Raw genomic sequence first — 14,767 nt, forward strand, 5'->3', positions numbered from 1 at the left:
TCAACCGGATCTGGTGGCCTTGCGCCATAAACAGGCGTCCCAGATGATGCGCGCCGCAACATGCTTCCATTGCGACCACACAGGCCGGAAGCTTCGTCACATAGTCGATCAGCGTCTGCCGGCGCATTGTACGACGAACGACCACGGCACCGGCCGCATCGACGCCAACTATGCTGCAAGAGTTCTTGCCCAGATCAACACCGAGGATAGCAATAGACATTCGCTCGTTCCTTTCTCTTTCCCGATATCAGCATCCTACTCGATGCTGGGTGAAAGGGCGGGCCATTCCATAAGTTTCAACTAGAGTGCCTGCCGCATCAGGGGAACTCTGAATGAAGCCTCAAAGCCCGGACACCGTGCCGACAGATGTTTATCTGTCGTTCGTAAGTTCGCTTTTCGGAAACCGTAAAACGTTGTTTACGGGTGTGTTTGTTCACATCCTGACATATGTCATCGTGTTTCTGAGCACGGACGCCGGCATCTATCTCGGTCTCTGTCTCGCTTTCGCCGCCGTTTTCGCTTTCCGCATGTATTCCTTCTGGCAGTTCGACGCTGCCGATAAACATGCCTTTTCGCGCGCCGATATTGCTCATTGGGAAACGCGCTACGTGCTTGGCGCCGCAGGGACAGCGGCTATCCTCGGCATCGGCAGCGGCTATGCGATCCTGATCGTCCAGGATCCGTTGGCGGAGTTCATCTGCATCGCCGTGACCATGGCCTCGATGGTGTCGATCGTCGGCCGCAACTATGGTTCGCAGAAAGCGATCGACCTCCAGACCATGGCCTGCTGCCTGCCGATTATCGTCGCCTGCCTGATGTCGGAACAGCTTTACAAGTCCATCGTCTCCATCATGCTCGTGCCCTTCGGGTTGACGACGCGCTCGATGGCCAATGGCGTGCGCGAATTTCTCTACAAGAACGTCATCGCGTCACGCGAAATATCGTTGATTGCCGACCGGTTCGATACGGCGCTCAACAATATGACGCACGGCCTGTTCATGCTGGATGCCGACAATCGGATCCTGGTGGTGAACCGCAAAGCCTGCGAGCTGTTGAACCTGGCGCATCAGGAGCAGCTCAGGGATTGCGAGTTCGATGTCGTGCTGCGCTACGGTGCCCGCCATGCCTTCATCGACGGTTCGCTGCCCGGCCTGATCCAGCGGCAGATGGCGCAGCTCGTCAGCGGCTCGCTATCGCGCACCCTCATTCAGTTCAATGAGGATCTGTTTCTGGAATTTTCGGCAAGCCGTCGTGCCGATGGCATTGTCATTCTGATTTTCGAGGATGTGACGCCACGCATTCGCGCCGAGCGCAAGATCCTGCATATGGTGCGCTTCGATCCGCTGACGGGTCTGCCGAACCGCGAATATTTCGTCCAGATGGTCAAGGAAAAGCTCGCCGCTCGCGCCCAGGAAGGCCAAATTGGCCTTCTGGTTCTCGATGTGGACGACTTCAAGCACGTCAACGATACTAAGGGGCATTTCATCGGCGATCGGCTGCTGGTCGCCATAGCAGCGCGACTGAAGGAGAGGGCGGGAGACATGGCGCTTTGTGCGCGCCTCGTCGGGGATCAATTCGTCTTGTTTTTTCCGAACGAGGATGGCGAGCCGGATTTGGATAGCCGCGTGCATGCGCTGCACGCCGCCATGTCGGGCATCTACGAGGTGGACCGCAATAGTTTCCGCGTTTCCTTCAGCGGCGGCTATGTGACCATGTCGAGCCGCGAGTTCCGTCCGGAGGAATGGCAGATCAAGGCTGATCTGGCGCTGTTCGAAACCAAGTCGCGGATGAAGGGCGGATGCTCCGCCTTCGAGCAGGAAATGGATGCCCGTTACGTCGAGCGGCAGAAACTGAAAGAGGATCTGCGCGAGGCAATCGAAGGCGGTAAGCTGCATGCCGTCTATCAGCCGATGTTTACGCCGGATGGCAGCCGCATCGATTGCTGCGAGGCGCTGTCGCGCTGGGTGCATCCGGAAAAGGGCTCGATCCCGCCCAACGTCTTCGTGCAGATCGCCGAGGAAATGGGCATCGTGACCGGCATCACCCGCTTCGTGCTCAATCAGGCCTGCCGGGACTGTGCCAACTGGCCGGAGCCGATCTCGGTCTCGGTCAATCTCTCGGCGCAGGATCTGCGCAGCAACGATATCGTCACCATGGTCATGGAAGCGCTCGATGCATCGGGGCTGGACCCATCGCGGCTGCATCTGGAAGTAACCGAAAGCTGCCTGATGGACGAAATCGCGATCACGCGATCCGTTCTCACCGATCTGCGCGCCAGAGGCATCACCATCGCCATCGATGATTTCGGCACCGGCTTCTCCAGCCTCAGCTATCTCGACACGCTGCCTGTGGATATCGTCAAAATCGACCGCTCCTTCGTGCGCGACATCACCACGGACAGCCGCCGTTTCAAGCTCCTGTGCGGTATCGCCGATCTTTCCCGGGCTCTCAGCCTGGAAATCGTCATCGAGGGCGTGGAGACGCCGGAACAACTATCGCTCATTGAACAATATGATTTGGCCGACATCGTCCAGGGCTATGTCTTTTCGGTTCCCGTGCCGCGGGATAGCGTCATTGAGATGGTGGACAATCTCGGTCGCCACCAGCCGGCCATCCGGCAGGATAATGTGGCTTAGACCTCGCCGGGGAGGTCGGTTACAAAGCGTCCTTTACGACTGCCTCGGACACCAAGCCGGACTCAAGCCGCTCAGTGCAAGCCCCTTCATTTTCGATGGCAGACAGGCATTTCCGCCGCCGATACTTCCTAGCCTGCCGTTACGTTAGGCTCTTCCCAGCAAAGCCGGTAGCGCGGTCAGTTTATCCCCAATAATCTGTAGATGAGAATTTGTTAATATTCGAATCTATACCGGTATTTTTAATCAAAAATTAACCTTAACGAAAAGATAATTAATAAAAATTAAAACGATTATTGATCAATTTTTCTATTAATACCAATAATGGTCCGTTAACGTTTTGGAATAACGACCATGTCTTATATAAGTACTTTGAAAAATAGCTTCGCCGGCAAGCTAATGGAGGTGCTTGATCATATCGAATATCGCCGGATCGAGAGCAGCGAGGACATGGAGGATGTCGCTCGGTTGCGTTACAAGGCCTATAAAGCGCGTGCGGTTTTGCCGGTTGCGGCCCAGACCATGATCGACGATATCGATTTCGACGAGCAGGCCTATATTTTCGGCGTCTATTATTACGAAGAGCTGGTGAGTACGGTGCGGGTGCACCATGTCACGCCGGACCATCGTGTCTGCCAGTCAACAGGCATTTTTCCCGATGAAATCCATGCCTTTCTCGATGCCGGCATGACGCTGATCGATCCGGCGCGCTTCGCCATCGATCCCGATTTCGAACTTGAAATGCCGGCGCTGCCTTATTTGACGCTGAGACCGGCAATTGTCGGCGCTGTCTATTTCGATACCGACCGAGTCATGCAGCATATCCGCCCGGCGCATGCCGCCTTCTACAAACGTGTCTTTTATGCAGATACGATCGTGCCGCCGCGCATGACGGAGACCTATGGTTTCGAACTGACGCTGCTGGCTTCGCGGTCGAAGGAGATTCGCGGCAAGTTGATGCAGCGATACCCCTTTTTCGATTCGGAACCCTATGAGCGGCGGATGATGTTCTCGCGCGGCGCTGACGGCGGCACGCATCCGCTGACCATTCTGCCGACGGCGCGAATGGCTGCTGGCGGCCGCGCTGCTGGTCGGCAGCAGTTCAGCTAAGCCTTCTCAAGCCGCTGCGGCGTTCTCGTGCATTGCATTTTTCGTCGCTTTGTGTAACCCCTCGATTGAGGAAATTTGGCCGCGGTGTCTCTTCGGGATCTACCGCGGCTTTCGAGGCTGAACTCCAGCCGACACGCGATTGCAAAGCCGGTCGGGGAGTGCATAGAGGGGAGATTTTTGCATGGCCGAACATCAAGCCGGACCGGTCGAAACCGGTGCTCCTATGGATTACAAAGAGCACGACAAGACCTATCACGGGTTCCTTTTCGTCGCCAGGGCCGGATCGGCGATCATCGCCGCGTTGATGATAGCGATGGCGGCTGGCTTCTTCGGTCATGCCGGCTTCCTTGGCGGTCTGCTTATTTTCTTCGTTCTTTCAATCGTTGGCACCATGCTCGTGCGCTGATATTTCAAGCGCGCTGATCGATGCAGGGCCGTCCGGCCCGCGCCTTCCATGGAATCTCAGCCCTGGGTCTGCAGGCTATGCGCTGCTGTATCCAGTGGCGCTGTCGTTTGACGTGAGGTGGTGTCGTTGGGCAATCTGGTTTTTGTCGCCAAGGAGACCGTGGCGGATGAGACGCGTGTCGCAGCGTCCATCGAAACGGTGAAGAAAATGAAAAGCCTTGGCTTTGACATTGTGGTCGAAGCCGGCGCCGGTGCTCTGTCGCGCATCCCGGATGATGAATATGAAGCCATCGGCGCGCGTATCGGCTCCGCTCGGGATGCTGTGCGCGCCGATGTCATTCTCAAAGTGCGCCGGCCGACGAGCGAAGAGATTGCCGGTTACAAGAGCGGCGCGATCGTCATCGCCATCATGGATCCCTATGGCAATGAGGCAGCGCTCGCTGACATGGCGCGGGCCGGGCTCACAAGCTTCTCCATGGAGCTGATGCCGCGCATCACCCGTGCGCAGTCGATGGACGTGCTGTCATCGCAAGCCAATCTTGCCGGCTATCAGGCCGTGATCGAGGCAGCCGCGGTCTATGACCGGGCCTTGCCAATGATGATGACGGCGGCCGGCACCGTGCCGGCGGCGAAGGTCTTCGTCATGGGTGCCGGCGTCGCAGGCCTGCAGGCGATCGCGACAGCGAGGCGATTGGGCGCGCAGGTATCGGCAACGGATGTTCGTCCTGCAGCCAAGGAACAGGTCGCCTCGCTCGGTGCGAAATTCGTGGCCGTCGAGGACGAAGAGTTCAAGGCGGCGGAAACCGCCGGCGGCTATGCCAAGGAGATGTCCAAGGATTATCAGGCCAAGCAGGCGGCGCTGGTTGCCGAACATATCTCCAAACAGGATATCGTTATCACCACGGCGTTGATTCCCGGCCGTCCGGCGCCGCGGCTTGTCAACCGCGAGATGCTGAAGGCCATGCGCCCCGGCGCAGTTGCCGTCGATCTCGCCGTCGAACGCGGCGGCAATATCGAGGGTGTCGAATTCGGGACCGTGGCCGATGTCGAGGGCGTCAAGGTGATCGGATATCCCAATCTGGCCGGTCGCATTCCGGCAAGTGCCTCCGCGCTCTATGCCAAGAACCTCGTCACTTTCCTGGAAACGATGGTCGACAAGAATAGCAAGAGCCTCGGGCTCAACCGGGCCGATGAGCTGATCAAGGCGACGATGCTAACCGATGGAGGCGAGGTCGTGCATCCGAATTTCGTCGACCCGGATCAGCCGACGGTCAACAAGGGGGATCTGTAGATGGCCAGCCAAGCAATGGATCAGGCGCTCCAGAAATTGAACGACGCCGTTGCCGCTGTGACGACCGCGGCCGCGCAGGCGCCGGAATCCGTCAGCGCCATCTCCGGCGGCGCGATCGATCCCTTCGTGTTCCAACTGGCGATCTTCGTATTGGCGATCTTCGTTGGTTATTACGTCGTGTGGTCGGTGACTCCCGCCCTGCATACGCCGCTGATGGCCGTCACGAACGCGATTTCCTCGGTGATCGTCGTCGGTGCGCTTCTGGCGGTCGGCATTTCCGCCAGCGGGCTTGCCACCGGTTTCGGCTTCGTGGCGCTGGTGCTCGTCTCGGTCAATATCGTCGGCGGCTTCCTTGTCACCCAGCGCATGCTGGCGATGTACAAGAAGAAAGACAAGTGAGGGCGGCATGCTGAGCAATATCGCGGCCTTCCTCTATCTCGTCTCCGGCGTGCTGTTCATCCTGGCGCTGCGCGGCCTGTCGCATCCGGCCACCAGCCGCCGCGGTAATCTCTACGGCATGGTCGGCATGGGCATCGCCATCGCGACGACGCTGGTTCTCGCGACGCCTTCCTTCGGCGGCTTCGTGCTGATCATCCTCGGCCTTGCCATCGGCGGCGGGGCAGGGGCCTATATCGCCCGCGTCATTCCGATGACCTCGATGCCGCAACTCGTTGCCGGTTTCCATTCGCTGGTCGGTCTGGCCGCTGTGCTCGTCGCCGCCGCGGCACTCTATACGCCGTCGTCCTTTGGCATAGGCGAAATCGGGCATATCCATACGGAAGCGCGCATCGAAATGGCGATCGGCGTCGCTATCGGTGCGCTGACCTTCACCGGCTCGATCATCGCCTTCCTGAAGCTCGACGGCCGCATGTCCGGCAAGCCGATCCTGTTGCCCAACCGGCATATCATCAACGCCGTGCTGCTGGCGCTTATCCTGTTTTTCATCTTCGGCCTGGCGGTCAGCGAAAGCCACTTCAATTTCTGGGCGATCGTCGCCCTGGCTCTGGCGCTCGGCGTGTTGCTGATCGTGCCGATCGGCGGCGCCGACATGCCCGTCGTCGTATCGATGCTGAACTCCTATTCCGGCTGGGCGGCGGCCGGCATCGGTTTCACGCTCGGCAATCTGGCGCTGATCATCACCGGTGCTCTGGTCGGCTCCTCGGGTGCCATCCTCAGCTATATCATGTGCAAGGGCATGAACCGTTCCTTCATCTCCGTCATCCTCGGAGGATTCGGCGGCGAAACGGCGTCCAGCGGCGCCGACAATAGTGACAAGACGGTGAAGCTCGGCTCGGCTGAGGATGCCGCCTACCTGATGGCCAACGCCTCGAAGGTCATCATCGTGCCGGGCTATGGCATGGCGGTTGCGCAGGCCCAACATGCGCTGCGCGAAATGGCCGACAAGCTGAAGGCGAACGGCGTCGACGTGAAATACGCCATTCATCCCGTCGCCGGCCGCATGCCGGGACACATGAATGTGCTGCTTGCCGAGGCCAATGTTCCTTATGACGAGGTCTTTGAGCTGGAAGACATTAATTCGGAATTTGCCCAGGCCGATGTCGCCTATGTCATCGGCGCCAACGACGTCACCAATCCGGCTGCACGCGACGACAAGACGTCGCCGATCTACGGCATGCCGATCCTTGACGTCGACAAGGCCAAGACCTGCCTCTTCGTCAAACGTTCTCTTGGTTCCGGCTATGCCGGTATCGACAACACGCTGTTCTACAAGGACGGCACGATGATGCTGCTCGGGGACGCCAAAAAGGTCACCGAGGAGATCGTCAAGGCGATGAACGAGTGACCCCTCTCCGCGGCGGGAAGGTGGATCTCTGAGGCTGCGAAGGTACGGCATGGGGCGATTTGCAGGAATCGCCCCAACTTTGTCTTTCTCAAATCGAAGCGGGTGCCAGTGTCATCTTCTCGACGCCAATGGCGACGTTGACGCCTTCCTGAGCCTGGACGTTGAGAGGTTGCAGCATGAAAGCCCGGTTGGTGCCGCCAGCGATGACCTTGGCGCCGCCTCCGGCTGCAACGCTGGCATCGGCGCCGACGCCGTAATATTCGCCGGCCAGCGCGATATCGCTGAATGGCGTGCCGGTTTTAGCAAGCACAACCCAGACCATGACGCTGCGGCCGGTAATGCCGAGATCGACGCCATATTTCTGGATCATGCCGGCGTAACGCGCAGGCGCCCCGCCGCCGCTCGGCTCAAAAATGCACATCAGGTTCTTCTGCGACATGATGATCATGCCCGTCGACCCCTTCGACGTGCAGGTGAGCCTGCCGAGAGTAGCGTAGTCGGCGGACGTTGCGGGCGCAGCCCATACAGCAAAGGACAGTGCTGCGGATGCCAGGAGAATGTGTTTCAGCATGGTCTTTCTCCTCTGGATTGACCAATGATGAAACTGGAACGGCTCCTGCGGTGGAATGTTCCGGGCGGAGTCGGGGGCCAGCTAGTTTCGTTCGCGCTCACGCTCCATGGTGCTGCGCACAGCATTCAGCACCCAAACGAGGCCTGTCGGACGGAAGTCGATCTCGACTGTGCCGCTGAAGGCGGCGGCGGCATGCGCCTTGGTAACGGTTGTGCCAAAGCCCGTGATGGTCGGCGCTTTGACGATCGGGCCGCCGCTTTCCGTCCAGATGAGCCTGATCATCTGCCCGATCTCGCCGTCGGCGCTCGTCCATTCGATGGTGATCTTCCCTTCGGGAGCGGACAGAGCGCCGTATTTCACCGAATTCGTCGCCAGCTCGTGCAGAATCAAGCCGAGATTCTGCACCGCCTCCGGCTTGAGCAGGAAATCCCTGCCCTTGATATCGAGTTGTTGCGGTCCTTGCAGGAAGGTGGCCAGATGAATGTCGATCACCCGCCGCAGCGACACGCCGGACCATTGTTCGCTGGTCAGGACTTCGATCGAGCGCGCCAGGCCTTCCAGCCGGTCGGCGACCGCGCGCTGAAAGGTGTCGACGCTGTCGGTTTGTCGGGCGAGCTGACGGGTCATCGCCTGGGCGAGGGCGAGCAGGTTCTTGGTGCGGTGAACGAGCTCATGCATGACGAAATGCAGCCTGTCCTCCGTTTCGCTGCGATCGAAGGATGCGTTGGAAAGCGCCATGGCCATCTGATTGGCCTCGATCACACTGGTCTCGATCGGCGAAACAATCTCGCCCCGGCCCATGCGGTCCGCCATGTCGGCGATGCTCTGGATGGTAGTGCGCACCTGTCGGGCCAGCGCATAAACCGCAATCACCGCGATCAGCAACAGGGTGACGCCACCATAGATCAGGAAGCGCCAGGTGCTCATCAGCGAAGCCTGCGCGGACGCGATGGGGCCCCAGACCACGGCTTTCCACGACCAGCCCGGAATTTGCGCATAGCCGAGCAGCGAGTGCGGCAGGACCTTCTCATCCTGATAGACGCCGCTCGAGGCAATCAGTTTCGGCAGGATATCCTTGTTGAACGCGTCGCCAGGGGAATGATTGGCAGGGCCGCTGGCGGCAACGATGTGGCCGGAGCTGTCGATGACCGCAGCCGACCAGCCGGGCGCAAGGGCATCGGTCGTCACGAGCTTGGCGAGTTCATCGGCATCCTGGGTCATGGCCAGAGCCGCGCCGGCCGGCGAATGATCGAGCGGCAGGGTGACATTATAGACCCAGCGGTGGATGACTGATCCGACAAAGACGTCCGAAGCCTCGATGCGGCCCGAATTGAGCGCCGATTGTAAGGCGGCCATATTGCCGGTCTTGCCGAGCGGCTTGCTCAGCGGCCAGCGCGTGTTCAGTCGCATCTGACCGTCCTTGTCCAAAAGCAGGACGAAAAGCGAATCGGTGCGCAACACCGTCTCTGTCCGGTCGAAGAAGGTGGCGATGTCGTTGCGCTCCAGTTCCGGCGAGGAGGAAAGCAATCGCAGGGTCGTCGCCATGTCCTGCAGTTGCCGGTCGATGGTGCGCGCCAATGCCTGGGCGTCTTGAACCGTATCGCGCTTCAGCACATCGCGTTCGTTGTTTTCGAGCTGAACCAGCAGCAATGCCACGAAAGCCAGAATCGGCAAAGCGATCGCCAATGCTATGGCGATCAGATAGGCCCCAATCGAAGCCTTTGGGAAACGCGGCGGCTTTCTCATGACGCGATCAACCGATCGGACCACCATTAAAATAAAAAGCGTCTACCAAAGCGGGAATATCGGTCTTGATCACCATGTCGAGCGCCCCCATGCTTTTACCCGAGCAGCATGCTCTCGAAAGGGCCATGTTAGGGCCCGGTAAATTGCGTTGCAACACATGAAAAGTCATCGCAGTTAAATCGTAAGTGATACCAGACACTTTGGACGCGAGTGGCATAGGCTTAAAGTTGAGATCCATGAGTCAGTCACTTGTCGGCGCGAATCGCGACAGGCGAAATGGCGCGAGCTGAGGATCGGGATCGCCACTGAGGATCTCTGCTGCCGCAACCGATCCGACGAGCGGCGCCAGCGTCACACCGGAATGCAACACGGCAAGATAGAGGCCCGGAGCTGCATCGACACCGCCGATGATCGGGAAACCGTCTTTCGGCGTCGGACGATAGCCAACCGTATAAAAATCGAGTTCGAGCTCGTCGCCGCCACGCAGCATGGTTTTGACCTTGGCGAAGAGTTCGTCGGCGGCCTGCTGCGGTTTCTCGCCCGGATCGGTACCGCCGAAATCGGTGCCGGCAATGATCCTGCCTTCCATCGTCTGGCGCATGTGCAGCTCCGGCGCCATGACGAGGCCGTTCAGCAGCCGGGGAGCAGGGCGGGAATGAACGATGAGGCCCGGCGGCGTTTCGATCGGCACATCTATGCCGACGGATGCTGCGAGGGCTGCGGTGCCGGCGCCGGCGGCGAGAACGACATGATCGGCAAGCAGCACTCCGTCTGCCGTTTCAACGCCTACGATCCTGTCGTTCTCCCGCAGGAGGCGCCTAGCCTCCGTGCCATAAGACAGCGTTGCGCCATGACGGGTGGCATCCTCCAACAGCAAATTGGCGGCGGCAACCGGCTCGACGGCGCCTTCTTCGCCGACATGCAGCGCAAAAGTGGGCGGATCGGCGAGGTGAGGTTCGAGGGCGGCGCTTGTTTCGCGATCGACCTGCCGCAGGCTGTAGCCCCAGCCGCCCTGCCGCGCGGCATAGGCCTCCAATTCGGCTTCTGGCAGATCCCAGCAGAGCCCGCCGCACCAGGAAAGCGGCAGGCCGGGAAGGTCAGCCGCCAGCCGCGACCATTCCGCCATCGAGCGGCGACGGAAATGGAAATAGAATTCGGGGTTGCCCCAGCTCGCGTTGATCCAGGCGAAAGAGCTGGGCGTCGCCTCGCCTCCGGGCTTTGCCGCGATCACGGTGACGGATGCACCCTTGCGCGCCAAATGCCAGGCGATGGAGGCGCCGATAATGCCGGCGCCGATGACGATGATTTCTTGAGAAGGCATGCCGCGTCTCTTATCCGAATGTGGGGTCGGGGGGAGACTATGCGTTCAACAGCGCAAAGAAAAGCCGCCGGGCGGATGATCGCACGGCGGCCCACTGTTGTTCTCAGGCATTTGTGGCAAGAAAAGCGCCATGCGCTTTTCCTGCAACTATTTTAGGCGCCTGCCCCGACGCGTGCCAGGCCGTCCTTGGCCGGCTGGTAGGACGGGTCGAGGTTGACGGCGTGCTGATAGGAACGGCGGGCTTTGGCCTTATCGCCACGGCGCTCATAAACGAAAGCCTGGTTGGCCCAGGATTCGGCGACCTTGTTGTTGAGGTCGATCGCGTGATTGAAATCGGCAAACGCGTTGTCGTCGTCGTTCTGCGCGAGATAGGAGATGCCGCGGCTGTTATAGGGCTCGGGCGAATTCGGCGACAGCGAGATCGCCTTGGAGAAGTCGTCGATCGCCTTATCCTGCTGATTGCGCTTCTGGTAGATCACACCACGACCGTTATAGGCGCGGCCATCCGTCGTGCCGAGGCTGATCGCCTTGGAATAATCGTTGAAAGCGTCGTTGTCGCGGCCGGACTGACGATAGAGGTTGCCGCGGCCGATATAGGCGACGTCATAATTGGAGTTGATCTGCAGCGCGGCGTTATAGTCGGCGACCGCTTCCGGCAGCTTGCCCATGTTGCGATAGATGAGCGCGCGGTTGGCGTAGGCCTGATAGAACTTCGGATTGAGCTGGATCGCCTGGTTGAAGTCTGCAAGGGCGCGGCTGAATTCGCCGCCGCGGCCATAGGCCGTGCCGCGGACGTTATAGCCTTCCGGATCCTGCGGATTGGCATTGATGACCGAGGTCAGCGAGGCAATGTTTTCCGAAGAACCCTGCGCCTTGTCGATGCGGATCACCGTATCGGTGGAGGCGGTCTGGCAGCCGGAAAGGCCGATTGCAGTGAGAAGAGCCAAAGCGGGTACGGCAGCAGCGCGCTTCGAAACAAAAAAAGACAGTTTCGAAGTGCGGAACTGTTTGGACGTCGTGATTGCCATTATCGGGTTCGCTTTCCCCATGCGTTATATCAGGCTGTTTTGATAAATTCCGTTTGCCCGGAGAATAAATCAAAAAGGCGGCGGCGAACGACTCGCCCCCGCCAGACATGCATCTGAAAACGTCGAAAAAACGACGATTAGCGTGCGACCAGACCTTCGCGCTGTGCGCGCTTGCGTGCCAGCTTGCGAACGCGACGAACAGCTTCAGCCTTCTCGCGAGCACGCTTCTGCGACGGCTTTTCGTAGTAGTCGCGCATCTTCATTTCGCGGAAAATGCCTTCGCGCTGCATCTTCTTCTTGAGAGCGCGGAGAGCCTGATCGACATTGTTATCGCGGACAAGTACCTGCACGAGAATCACGTTCCTTTGGTTTGGTTGATGCCAGCGGCGACTGCAGCGCCAGGAGGCAAAACAATAACGTTCGCGCGGCCGCAGCCTTGCGATTGGTAAGGCGAGATAACAGATCGGTTTGTCAAAGTCTAGCCAGATCGTGAGTTTGCAGAGGAAAAAGCGCTTTGTCGAGCCTGAAGTGAGCCCGCGAGGTCGCCTCCGGCGTGCTTATGTGAGATTTGAGGGCCTGGTCATTTCCACCCGCTGCCGAACCGCCTGGTTTCGGTGGTTATCCGGCGTTAAGGGGAATCGCTTTATGAAATCGTTCGATCTCGCTGTCGCCGTCAGGTCATTTGGTGCGTCTATCCTGGTCGCCATCCTTCTTGTCGCAACGCTCGCACCTGCCGCAGCCGGCGAGGTGCGACTCGGCAAAAATGTCCACATCGGCGGCCATGACTTTTCCAACCAGACCTTCGACAGCAAACATCGGGCAAGAATCTATCTTTACGACCGCAAACCACAGAAGGAAGGATGCGCGTGGCGCAGCGACGGCCATGGTGGTCGAGTGAAGATCTGTCATCTTCAGCGCAAGTAAGGGTTGGGGGACTGATGAACGATCGGACCATGACGCACAGCGTTCACTATGCGAGCGGCTTGTGTATGCCTCAATGGCAGTCACTCAGATATATCGATCCGGGCTGTTCACGAGGTCGGGCCTTGCTGTAGCATTCTTTTTAACCGTGTCGAAAGCCGGTCGTGATTGCGTCGCAAAAGAGCCGTTGTGTCGGTTTTTGATCTGCGATTTGTATGGCCCATCGAAAGGGCTTGATCCCTGAAGGAGTTGAGGGCGAATGCGTAAATACTCTGTCTTTGCCGTGGCACGGGAAGCAATGCGGGCTCACAAGGGCTGGGAGGCCCAGTGGAGTTCGCCGGAGCCGCGCAAGGAGTATGACGTCATCATCATCGGCGCTGGCGGCCATGGCCTGGGCGCCGCCTATTATCTCGCCAAGGAACACGGCATCACCAATGTCGCCGTGATCGAGAAGGGCTGGCTCGGCGGCGGCAATACCGGCCGCAATACGACCATCATCCGCTCGAACTATCTCTATGAAGAGAGCATGCATATCTACGAGCATTCGATGAAGCTCTGGGAGGGGCTTTCTCAGGATCTCAATTACAATGTCATGTACTCGCCGCGCGGCGTGATGATGCTGTCGCACAATATTCACGATCAGCAGTCCTTCAAGCGGCATATCCATGCCAATAGGCTCTACGGCATCGACAATGAATGGCTGACGCCGGAGCAGGCCAAGGCTTACTGTCCGCCGCTCGATATTTCGAAGACGGCGCGCTACCCGATCAATGGCGCTGCGCTCCAGCGCCGCGGCGGCACGGCCCGTCACGATGCCGTGGCCTGGGGCTTTGCCCGCGCGGCTTCGGATCGCGGCGTGCACATCATCCAGAATTGCGAAGTGACCGGTATCCAGCGCGGGCCGGACGGTCGCGTGGCCGGCGTCGACACCACCAAGGGCTTCATCGGCGCCAAGAAGATCGGCGTTTCGGCGGCAGGTCACACGACCGTCGTCATGCAGATGGCCGGCGTGCGCGTGCCGCTGCAGTCGAGCCCGTTGCAGGCGCTGGTTTCCGAGCCGTTGAAGCCGATCTTCCCCTGCGTCGTCATGTCGAACACGGTGCATGCCTATATTTCGCAATCCGACAAGGGCGAACTCGTCATCGGCGCGGGTACGGACCAGTACAATTCCTATAGCCAGACCGGTGGCCTGCAGATCATCACCCATACGCTGGATGCGATCTGTGAACTCTTCCCGATGTTCCGCCGCGTGAAGATGATGCGCTCCTGGGGCGGCATCGTCGACAACACGCCGGATCGTTCGGCGATCCAGTCGAAGACGCCGGTGCCGGGCCTCTATGTCAATTGCGGCTGGGGCACGGGCGGTTTCAAGGCGACGCCGGGTTCGGCCAATCTGTTTGCGCATCTCATCGCCCGCGACGAGCCGCATCGGTTCAATGCCGGCCTGACGCTGGATCGCTTCCGCACTGGCCGCTTGATCGACGAGGCGGCTGCCGCCGCCGTGGCGCATTGATGCTGACGGCGGTCGGGATCGTTCTTGCGGCAAGGTTTTCGTTGTCGGCAGGAACGATCGTGACCGAAGTCAGTGATCTCTTTCCGGGGGTCGAGGATGTTCGCATGCAGGTGATCCATAAGGCGAAGGCCGAGGCCGAATGGCCCTTCGTGGCCGAAAGCGGCGTGCTTGCCTGCGTCAAGGTGTTGAAAAAGCCGGCGGTCTATTTTGTGCCGGAGCAGACGCCTGAGGCGACAAGGGCTTTTGCCATCGACACGGATCTGCTGGGAATGAGCTTGGTCAATCTGGGAATGACCAATGTGCTGAAACCCTACGGATCGCTGGAGGCGCTCGTGAAGCGCATAACACCTTTCGTCACAATGGGACGCCAGCTCTGCGCACAGCCTCCCGGCACAAGCCTTACGGGCTCCGAGCTTTAACATAG

General features: G+C 59.4%; 15 protein-coding genes and 1 pseudogene. 9 read left to right on the forward strand and 7 right to left on the reverse strand.

Annotated elements, in window-relative coordinates; genetic code table 11:
- Window positions 1–220: pseudogene (locus PH547_RS04210) on the reverse strand (IS110 family transposase); the annotation flags it as partial.
- A gap of 112 nt (window positions 221–332) precedes the next feature.
- Between PH547_RS04210 and PH547_RS04215 the strand changes: the two are divergent.
- The 6 genes from PH547_RS04215 (at window position 333) to PH547_RS04240 (ending at window position 7,243) form a co-directional block, all read left to right on the forward strand.
- A complete protein-coding gene (locus tag PH547_RS04215) occupies window positions 333–2,636 on the forward strand; it encodes a putative bifunctional diguanylate cyclase/phosphodiesterase (protein ID WP_104824297.1) in 2,304 nt (767 codons plus the stop codon).
- Window positions 2,637–2,987: 351 nt separating this feature from the next.
- On the forward strand, window positions 2,988–3,743 hold the full coding sequence (locus tag PH547_RS04220; protein ID WP_104824296.1) for an N-acyl amino acid synthase FeeM domain-containing protein: 756 nt from the start codon (window positions 2,988–2,990) through the stop codon (window positions 3,741–3,743).
- Between the two features lie 181 nt (window positions 3,744–3,924).
- On the forward strand, window positions 3,925–4,149 hold the full coding sequence (locus PH547_RS04225) for an aa3-type cytochrome c oxidase subunit IV (RefSeq protein WP_104824295.1): 225 nt from the start codon (window positions 3,925–3,927) through the stop codon (window positions 4,147–4,149).
- A gap of 126 nt (window positions 4,150–4,275) precedes the next feature.
- Window positions 4,276–5,439, forward strand: coding sequence for a Re/Si-specific NAD(P)(+) transhydrogenase subunit alpha (locus PH547_RS04230; protein WP_285167522.1), 1,164 nt, complete (start codon window positions 4,276–4,278; stop codon window positions 5,437–5,439).
- On the forward strand, window positions 5,440–5,838 hold the full coding sequence (locus tag PH547_RS04235) for an NAD(P) transhydrogenase subunit alpha part 2 (protein ID WP_104824293.1): 399 nt from the start codon (window positions 5,440–5,442) through the stop codon (window positions 5,836–5,838). It abuts the gene before it with no gap.
- Between the two features lie 10 nt (window positions 5,839–5,848).
- Window positions 5,849–7,243: an NAD(P)(+) transhydrogenase (Re/Si-specific) subunit beta gene (locus tag PH547_RS04240; RefSeq protein WP_285167882.1), complete on the forward strand. Its 1,395-nt coding sequence runs from the start codon at window positions 5,849–5,851 to the stop codon at window positions 7,241–7,243.
- 88 nt (window positions 7,244–7,331) lie between these two features.
- Here the strand turns inward: PH547_RS04240 and PH547_RS04245 are convergent, their stop codons facing one another.
- The 6 genes from PH547_RS04245 to rpsU all read right to left on the reverse strand — a co-directional run bounded on the left by PH547_RS04245 (window position 7,332) and on the right by rpsU (window position 12,259).
- Entirely contained in the window at window positions 7,332–7,814 is a 483-nt protein-coding gene (locus tag PH547_RS04245; protein WP_104824292.1) for a DUF992 domain-containing protein, read from the reverse strand.
- A gap of 81 nt (window positions 7,815–7,895) precedes the next feature.
- Window positions 7,896–9,560, reverse strand: a complete 1,665-nt coding sequence (locus PH547_RS04250; protein WP_285167524.1) for a sensor histidine kinase — start codon at window positions 9,558–9,560, stop codon at window positions 7,896–7,898.
- Window positions 9,561–9,567: 7 nt separating this feature from the next.
- Window positions 9,568–9,798 carry a hypothetical protein gene (locus PH547_RS04255; protein ID WP_285167525.1) on the reverse strand — a complete coding sequence of 77 codons (231 nt, stop codon included), beginning with the start codon at window positions 9,796–9,798 and terminating at the stop codon, window positions 9,568–9,570.
- A gap of 3 nt (window positions 9,799–9,801) precedes the next feature.
- Window positions 9,802–10,881: an NAD(P)/FAD-dependent oxidoreductase gene (locus tag PH547_RS04260; RefSeq protein ID WP_285167527.1), complete on the reverse strand. Its 1,080-nt coding sequence runs from the start codon at window positions 10,879–10,881 to the stop codon at window positions 9,802–9,804.
- 152 nt (window positions 10,882–11,033) lie between these two features.
- Window positions 11,034–11,909 carry a tetratricopeptide repeat protein gene (locus tag PH547_RS04265; RefSeq protein ID WP_104824290.1) on the reverse strand — a complete coding sequence of 292 codons (876 nt, stop codon included), beginning with the start codon at window positions 11,907–11,909 and terminating at the stop codon, window positions 11,034–11,036.
- A gap of 137 nt (window positions 11,910–12,046) precedes the next feature.
- On the reverse strand, window positions 12,047–12,259 hold the full coding sequence (rpsU, locus tag PH547_RS04270) for a 30S ribosomal protein S21 (RefSeq protein WP_003585885.1): 213 nt from the start codon (window positions 12,257–12,259) through the stop codon (window positions 12,047–12,049).
- Between the two features lie 295 nt (window positions 12,260–12,554).
- Between rpsU and PH547_RS04275 the strand changes: the two genes are divergently transcribed.
- The 3 genes from PH547_RS04275 to PH547_RS04285 all read left to right on the forward strand — a co-directional run bounded on the left by PH547_RS04275 (window position 12,555) and on the right by PH547_RS04285 (window position 14,762).
- Entirely contained in the window at window positions 12,555–12,833 is a 279-nt protein-coding gene (locus PH547_RS04275; protein WP_285167578.1) for a hypothetical protein, read from the forward strand.
- Window positions 12,834–13,089: 256 nt separating this feature from the next.
- On the forward strand, window positions 13,090–14,343 hold the full coding sequence (locus PH547_RS04280) for a sarcosine oxidase subunit beta family protein (protein ID WP_104824289.1): 1,254 nt from the start codon (window positions 13,090–13,092) through the stop codon (window positions 14,341–14,343).
- Window positions 14,343–14,762, forward strand: a complete 420-nt coding sequence (locus tag PH547_RS04285) for a hypothetical protein (RefSeq protein WP_283047400.1) — start codon at window positions 14,343–14,345, stop codon at window positions 14,760–14,762. Before PH547_RS04280 ends, PH547_RS04285 begins: the two co-directional genes overlap by 1 nt.
- The last annotated feature ends 5 nt before the right edge of the window (window positions 14,763–14,767 follow it).

Source organism: Rhizobium cerradonense (assembly GCF_030182455.1).
Taxonomy (GTDB): Bacteria; Pseudomonadota; Alphaproteobacteria; order Rhizobiales; family Rhizobiaceae; genus Rhizobium.

Coding starts and splice junctions, on each gene's coding strand:
- PH547_RS04275 (WP_285167578.1), top strand. CDS start 12,555: ATGAAATCGTTCGATCTCGCTGTCGCCGTCAGGTCATTTGGTGCGTCT.
- PH547_RS04225 (WP_104824295.1), top strand. CDS start 3,925: ATGGCCGAACATCAAGCCGGACCGGTCGAAACCGGTGCTCCTATGGAT.
- PH547_RS04235 (WP_104824293.1), top strand. CDS start 5,440: ATGGCCAGCCAAGCAATGGATCAGGCGCTCCAGAAATTGAACGACGCC.
- PH547_RS04265 (WP_104824290.1), bottom strand. CDS start 11,909: ATGGCAATCACGACGTCCAAACAGTTCCGCACTTCGAAACTGTCTTTT.
- PH547_RS04220 (WP_104824296.1), top strand. CDS start 2,988: ATGTCTTATATAAGTACTTTGAAAAATAGCTTCGCCGGCAAGCTAATG.
- PH547_RS04250 (WP_285167524.1), bottom strand. CDS start 9,560: ATGAGAAAGCCGCCGCGTTTCCCAAAGGCTTCGATTGGGGCCTATCTG.
- PH547_RS04280 (WP_104824289.1), top strand. CDS start 13,090: ATGCGTAAATACTCTGTCTTTGCCGTGGCACGGGAAGCAATGCGGGCT.
- PH547_RS04260 (WP_285167527.1), bottom strand. CDS start 10,881: ATGCCTTCTCAAGAAATCATCGTCATCGGCGCCGGCATTATCGGCGCC.
- PH547_RS04255 (WP_285167525.1), bottom strand. CDS start 9,798: ATGGATCTCAACTTTAAGCCTATGCCACTCGCGTCCAAAGTGTCTGGT.
- PH547_RS04285 (WP_283047400.1), top strand. CDS start 14,343: ATGCTGACGGCGGTCGGGATCGTTCTTGCGGCAAGGTTTTCGTTGTCG.
- PH547_RS04215 (WP_104824297.1), top strand. CDS start 333: ATGAAGCCTCAAAGCCCGGACACCGTGCCGACAGATGTTTATCTGTCG.
- PH547_RS04245 (WP_104824292.1), bottom strand. CDS start 7,814: ATGCTGAAACACATTCTCCTGGCATCCGCAGCACTGTCCTTTGCTGTA.